Below are 5,929 nucleotides of genomic sequence, written 5' to 3'. Positions count from 1 at the left end.
CAGCCACCCCTGGGGCGGCCCCCAGAAAGAAGACCCTCAGCCGCCCGCCCATGCGTGCGAAGAGAGCGGGAAGAATCTCCGAGCCCGGTACCCGCTCTGTAAGCCGGTGGCCGGTCAGGCGCGCCACCGCCCACACGATGCCCACCCCGTCGGCGGTGACCAGCTCGCTCTCCCACAAGGCCCGCATGAGGCCCGGCTCGGCCTGGGCCCGCACCACCGCCTCAGGGTTGGTGGTGATGACCTGGACACAGTGGGGCAGGGGGCGGGCAATCCGCTCCTCTATCCAAGCCAAGGCCCCCTGGAGGTCCACCAGGTCCACCGGGGTCCCCAGTACCTCAACCCGCCGCACCCTCACCCCCGGAAACAAAAGCCGTAGCGGGTCTTGCTCAAGCCGTAGCGCTCCGCCTCGAGCCGCCGCACCTCCACAAGCCTGGGCACCCGCTCCTCCACGCTGATCAGGCTGGCCAGAGCCAGGTCCTCGCTCCGGCCGGCCCGCAGGAGGGCCTGGCCCTCCTCCGATTGCACCAAGGCCTCCTGTGGGTCAGGAAAGTTCTTGAGCAACCGGGCAGCCACCCGGGCCCCCTCCTGCAGGCCGTCCCTAAGCCCCGCGAGCTGCTCCAGGCGCCGGGCCAGAAACCCCGCCACCACGGTGTTGGCCAGGCTGGGCGGGCAGCCTTTGTCGGCCGCAGCCACCAGGGTCCCGATTCTCTCCATCTGGGCCTGATGCAGGGCCTTTCGGGCGTTCCTGAAATAGCCCAGCAGGCTAAAAAGTGGAACCGACTCCAGCGCCCCGGCCAAGCCCGGGGCCAGCAGCACGCAGGTCTTTCCGGCCACCTCGAGCCGCTCCAGGGCCCGCAGGGATAGGCCGTGATGAAAGCCTTCCGGCGGCAGCCCCTCCTCCTCGCCCAGCAGCACCCCACCCCCCTCGGCCAAAACCTGGGCCGCCCGCGCGCTCCTAGCGACCCAGACCTCCTGGGCCCCGGAGGAGAGCAAAAGGCCCACCGCGCTACCAAACCACACATCCACCAACAACACCGGCCCGGAGTAGGGCGGATTGGGAACCAGGTCTACCCGAATCGTCACGCCTCCCTCTATCCCGCGGCATTATAACGAAGCAGGGGCAGCCATCCAAAAAACGTCACAACCCTTCCCTTCCTGAGCCACCCGCATCCGCTTAGCCCCACATTAGCCCCGCAGCAGGAGCACCGGCCCTTCCCCCAAAGGCGGCAGGTCGTCCAGGCTCTCCAGGCCAAAGACCTCCAGGAAGCGCTCGGTGGTGCCGTAGAGCTTGGGCCGGCCCACCGCTTCCTTCTCGCCCACCACCCTCACCAGCCCCCGCTCCAGAAGGCCCTCCAGCACCCCTTCCACGCTCCGGCCCCGCAGGGCCTCCAGCTCAGAACGGGTCAGCGGCTGCCGGTAGGCGATGAGGGCCAGCACCTCCAAAGCGGCCTTGGAGAGGCGGGGAGGGGTGGGACGAAGCACCTGCTCCACCGCCTCCAGGTGCCGGGGGTGCACCACCAGCCGCCAGCCTCCCGCCACCCGCTCGAGCTCCACCCCCATCTGCCCCTCCCTCAGCTCACCCTCCAGGGCCGCAAGGGCCCTGAGCAGGGTCTCCTCCGGGGCCAGCGAGCGCAACTCACCCAGGGAAACGGGCCGCCCAGCGGCGAACAGCACCGCCAGGAGCTGGGCCTTGAGTTCATGCTGGGCCATAGCCTACATCACCAGAACCGGGGCTTCCCGGGGCTATACTAGAGCCAGTATGCCAGCCTATCAGTATAAGGCCCGGGACAGACAGGGTCGGCTCATCAGCGCGGTTATTGAGGCCGACGATATCCGCACAGCAGCACGGGTCTTGCGGGAAAAGGGGCTCTTCATCGCCGAGATTAAGGAGCCGGGACGGGGCCTCCAGGCCGAGATCAAGCTGTCGGTCCTGGAACCCAAACCCGGCCTCAAGGACCTAGCCATCTTCAGCCGCCAGCTCGCCACCATGCTGGGGGCCGGGCTACCCATCGTGCAGGCCCTGGCCATCCTGGAGAAGCAGACCGAGAAAAAGAAGTTCCAAGAGATTCTGCGGGACGTGCGGCTGGAGGTGGAGGGGGGCGCCAACTTCAGCGAGGCCCTGAGCCGCCACAAGCTCTTCAACCGGCTCTACATCAACCTGGTCCGGGCCGGGGAGACCTCTGGCTCCTTAGACACCATCCTAGACCGGCTGGCCACCTTCCAGGAAAACGAGCTGGCCCTCATTGGGAAAATCCGTTCAGCCCTCACCTACCCAGCCATCGTCTTTGTCTTCGCCATCGGGGTCACCTATTTCCTCCTCACCACCATCGTCCCCCAGTTCGCCCAGATTCTGACCGGCCTGGGCTCCGAGCTGCCCCTGCTCACCCGGGCGCTCATGGCCATCTCTGACTTCCTGCGGCAAAGCAGCCTGTTCCTCCTGCTCCTAGCGGTGGGCCTGTACTTCGGCTACCGCTCCTACTACCGCACCGAGCGGGGGCGGCGCCAAATTGACCAGATCAAGCTCAGGCTGCCCATCTTCGGCAACCTGGTGAAGAAAAGCGCCCTGGCCCGTTTCTCCCGCACCTTCGGCCTGCTTATAAGCAGCGGGGTGAACATCGTAGAAGCCCTAGACATCACCAAGGGCACCGCTGGCAACGCCATCGTGGAAGACATCCTGGAACAGACCAAGGTGGCCATCCAGGCCGGCGAGCCGGTCTACACCACCCTCCAGGCCCACCCCCAGGTCTTCCCCCCCATGGTGGGCTCTATGGTGGCCATCGGGGAGGAGACCGGCGCCTTGGACACCATGCTCACCAAGATCGCCGACTTCTACGAGCGGGAGGTAGACGAAGCGGTAAGCGCGCTCACCGCGGCCATTGAACCCCTGATGATCATCTTCCTGGGGGTCGTGGTGGGGGTCATTGTGGCCGGGATGTTCCTGCCCCTCTTCCGCATTATCGGCACCCTCTCCCAGCAGTAGCCCCTCTCCTCACCCAGGCTGGGCTAAACTGGCGGAGGTATGCGACGCTTCCTCCTGTGGGGGCTCTTGCTGGCGCTGGTTGGGGTCGGCTGGTGGACCTACCCGCTCCTGCAACCCCTTTTGCGCTACGGCGCCCTTCCACGCAAGCTCAACGAGCCTCTCAACCTGCTGGTGCTCGGGGTAGCCCCTGAGTACAAGTACTACCACCAGCGCGCGCCGGAAAACTTCCGCGGCCTCTCCGACGTCAACCTGTTGGTGCGCTTTGACCCCAAGGCCCACCGGATCAGCGTGCTTTCTATCCCGCGGGACGTGTACGTACAAATCCCCGGGTATGGCCGGTACATCATCAACCACGCCAACAAGTTCGGCGGTCCTGAGCTGGCCAAAGAGGTGGTTGAGAACCTCACCGGGGTCAGCATAGACGCCTACCTAGCGGTGAGTGTGGACGCGATTCGCAGCGGCGTAGACGCCCTGGGGGGCCTCGAGGTCTGCGTAGAGAAGGCCATGCACTACCGCGACACCGCGGCCAAGTTGGAAATCAACCTGGAGCCGGGATGCCAGCGGCTAAACGGCGCCCAGGCCGAGGGCTATCTGCGCTTTCGCCACGACCCGCTGGGGGACATTGGCCGCATCCAGCGCCAGCAGAACTTCTTCAACGCCCTCAAGCAGCAGCTCCTCTCCCCTGCGGGCCTCCTGCGGCTGCCCCAGGCCCTTGCCCAGGTGGAGCCCCACGTCCGTACTGACCTGACCCGAGAGGAAATCGGGGCCCTCCTGGGCTTCCTGGCCACCCAGCCTGAGCTGGTCTCGCTTCTCACCCCGGGCCAGTTCGGTCAGGGCTGGGAGGTGGACCAGGCCGGGCTCAGGCGGCTGATGGACCGCTACTTCAGCGACCTTCCCCCGTCCTCTGAGGCCCGCCCCGAGGACTTGCGAGGACGGCTGGTGGTGGTGCTCTACACCGCCCCTCAGGAGGCCCAGGCCATCGGCCTGCGGGACCGCCTGAGGGAGCTGGGGCTGCGGGTTCTGCTGCGGGAGGTAGAGGGCCCGCCCCCTAAAAGCGAGGTGCTGACCAACGGCGAGGCTGGGCTGGCCCAGGCCCTAGGGGAAGCGCTGGGGCTGCCCTACCGAATCTCGGGCGAAGCGGCGCTCTACGGCGACCTCACGGTGCGGCTGGGCCCCGACTTGAGCAAGCCTGGCGAGACCCAATAGCACCGCCCCCGGGAGGCGCGGGGGCGGCTGGGCAGGGCAATGCTCAGGCGGAATGCTTCCAGCCGAGGAGCGGCCGCCGGGGTGCCTCGCCCAGCCCAGAGGGGGCGGGCAAGAGCCAGTTGCGCAGCGAAACCCGGCCCGCGGCCATTGGGCGGGGCCGGCCTTGGCAGGGCCGGGCCAGGCCGAATGTGGTTTCAAATGCGCGCTCCCTGCTCATGCCCCTAGGGTAAACCCCCCGGCACCCTAGGGCCGTTGAATTTGCACCAAAGGGTCTTAATACAAGCTTCAGGCCTGCATGGGGCGCGCCGAGGGCTCGTCCCCAGGCTCCTCCCAGGCCAGCTCCACCAGGTCAATCAGCTCGTCCACCGGCACGCCGTAGCACCGCGAAAGGCGGGTGATCTGGCGGCCCAAGCGCTTGAGTTGGCCCACCAAACCCTCCGCAGAGGCCTGGGCGTGAGCCTCGAGATCTTCCAGCACCCCAATCAGCCACCCCAGAAGTACCCCCGCCTCCTCGTCGGAAAGCCCCTCGGTGAGCGCCTCGTCTTCCAGGAACTGTTCGGTCAGCCGCTCAAGCATAGACCCCATACTACCCCTTAGCGCTGGGGCCAGCGGCGCAGCAGCTCATCCTTGTGGACATAGCCCATCTGGCGTACCAGGCCCTCCCGGTAGGCGGGGTCGGCGGCCATCTGCAGCTCCTCGCTTAGCTGCTGGTTGCGCAGCTCGAGCTGGGCCACCCGGCTTGCGGCCAAGGCAATTTCCCGGCGAAGCCCCACCAACCGCTGCACCTCGAGGCCCACCAGTAGCAGCAGATGCAGGGCCCCCAAGGCAAAAACCAGGTGCAGAAAGCGGTACACCGGCTTCTCCACAGCACCCCCAGTATAGCACCCAGCGCCTAAGGGGCTCCTGACGCCCCTCGAGTCCCACCGATACCCTTTTCCTGAAAATCTTTTATAGTGGTGAAAGTTGTACAGGGGGTTCCCATGGCCAAAGCCAAAGAGCGTGAGAGCCACCGGTCGCGCCTGAGGGCAGCGGGTTTGCGGCACACCCTGCCGCGGGAGCGCATCCTGGCCTACTTGGACCGCAAAAACACCCACCCCACCCCGGAAGAGCTGCACCAGGGCTTGAGGAAAAAGGGCCACAACATTGGCCTCTCCACCGTATACCTGAACCTGCAGGTGCTGCGCAACGCCGGGCTCCTTTGGGAGTTCAAGGACCAGCAGGGCCATACCCGCTACGACGGCTACACCGAGCGGCACCACCACTTGCTATGCGTGCAGTGCGGCGCTGTCCAGGACATCCTAGCCCGCGAGCTGCCCGAGTTCAATCCTGAGCCCATCAAAACCGCGATAGAGAACCGAACCGGCTGGTTCGTGGAGGAAGCCCGCCTGGAGCTGCGGGGGGTCTGCCCCTCCTGCCAGTGAGCCGCAAGGAGGCGGGGCTCTATCAGCCCAAGCCAAGGATGGGCTGCTTCTCACCGCTGGTGGCTGGCGGAAGAAACTCAAGAAAAGGGGTCTGTGGACCCTGACCTCTCATCACTTTGTTCCGTAGGGACTTGACAGGCGGAAATAAGGAGGGGGGTTGGTAAGGTATGCGAACCAAAACCCCCCTCCTGCAGGCTACCACAACCTGGGTCTACACGGTCTTCCGGTCCCTCAGGAAACCCGCGCGCACCAACCTGGCCCTCTTCCTCTCCGCCCTCCTCTCCGGCCCCCTAGACCCCACCCTCTCCGACCTCGCCCGCAG

The 5,929-nt window shown here is 66.1% G+C and carries 8 protein-coding genes and 1 pseudogene; 4 read left to right on the top strand and 5 right to left on the bottom strand.

Annotated features, from left to right (window positions below; genetic code table 11):
• The 3 genes from Mlute_RS13745 to scpB form a co-directional block, all read right to left on the bottom strand.
• The coding region (locus Mlute_RS13745; protein ID WP_182482577.1) for a WecB/TagA/CpsF family glycosyltransferase at positions 1-349 on the bottom strand (349 nt) is incomplete at its 3' end.
• A 2-nt stretch (positions 350-351) separates the two neighbouring features.
• A complete protein-coding gene (locus tag Mlute_RS13740; protein ID WP_119361150.1) occupies positions 352-1,083 on the bottom strand; it encodes a 2-phosphosulfolactate phosphatase in 732 nt (243 codons plus the stop codon).
• Positions 1,084-1,185: 102 nt separating this feature from the next.
• Complete coding sequence (gene scpB / locus Mlute_RS13735; protein WP_119361149.1) at positions 1,186-1,710, bottom strand: SMC-Scp complex subunit ScpB; 525 nt, start codon at positions 1,708-1,710, stop codon at positions 1,186-1,188.
• Between the two features lie 49 nt (positions 1,711-1,759).
• Here scpB and Mlute_RS13730 point away from each other — a divergent pair, with 49 nt between their 5' ends.
• Both Mlute_RS13730 and Mlute_RS13725 read left to right on the top strand, forming a co-directional pair.
• Positions 1,760-2,980, top strand: a complete 1,221-nt coding sequence (locus tag Mlute_RS13730; RefSeq protein ID WP_119361148.1) for a type II secretion system F family protein — start codon at positions 1,760-1,762, stop codon at positions 2,978-2,980.
• 39 nt (positions 2,981-3,019) lie between these two features.
• A complete protein-coding gene (locus Mlute_RS13725) occupies positions 3,020-4,186 on the top strand; it encodes an LCP family protein (protein ID WP_119361147.1) in 1,167 nt (388 codons plus the stop codon).
• 285 nt (positions 4,187-4,471) lie between these two features.
• Here the strand turns inward: Mlute_RS13725 and Mlute_RS13720 are convergent, their stop codons facing one another.
• Together Mlute_RS13720 and Mlute_RS13715 are read right to left on the bottom strand one after the other, a co-directional pair.
• Positions 4,472-4,762, bottom strand: a complete 291-nt coding sequence (locus Mlute_RS13720) for a hypothetical protein (protein WP_119361146.1) — start codon at positions 4,760-4,762, stop codon at positions 4,472-4,474.
• Positions 4,763-4,779: 17 nt separating this feature from the next.
• On the bottom strand, positions 4,780-5,052 hold the full coding sequence (locus tag Mlute_RS13715) for a hypothetical protein (RefSeq protein WP_119361145.1): 273 nt from the start codon (positions 5,050-5,052) through the stop codon (positions 4,780-4,782).
• A gap of 114 nt (positions 5,053-5,166) precedes the next feature.
• On the opposite strand from Mlute_RS13715, the gene Mlute_RS13710 reads away from it, so the two are divergent.
• The gene (locus tag Mlute_RS13710; protein WP_119361144.1) at positions 5,167-5,607 is read left to right on the top strand and encodes a Fur family transcriptional regulator; all 441 of its coding nucleotides are present in this window, start codon (positions 5,167-5,169) and stop codon (positions 5,605-5,607) included.
• A 167-nt stretch (positions 5,608-5,774) separates the two neighbouring features.
• Positions 5,775-5,929 (top strand): annotated as a pseudogene (locus Mlute_RS16265) (IS4-like element ISTth2 family transposase); the annotation flags it as partial.

It is taken from the genome of Meiothermus luteus (assembly GCF_003574085.1).
GTDB classification, from domain to species: domain Bacteria; phylum Deinococcota; class Deinococci; order Deinococcales; family Thermaceae; genus Meiothermus; species Meiothermus luteus.
This window is presented reverse-complemented; position numbering and strand designations above follow the sequence as displayed.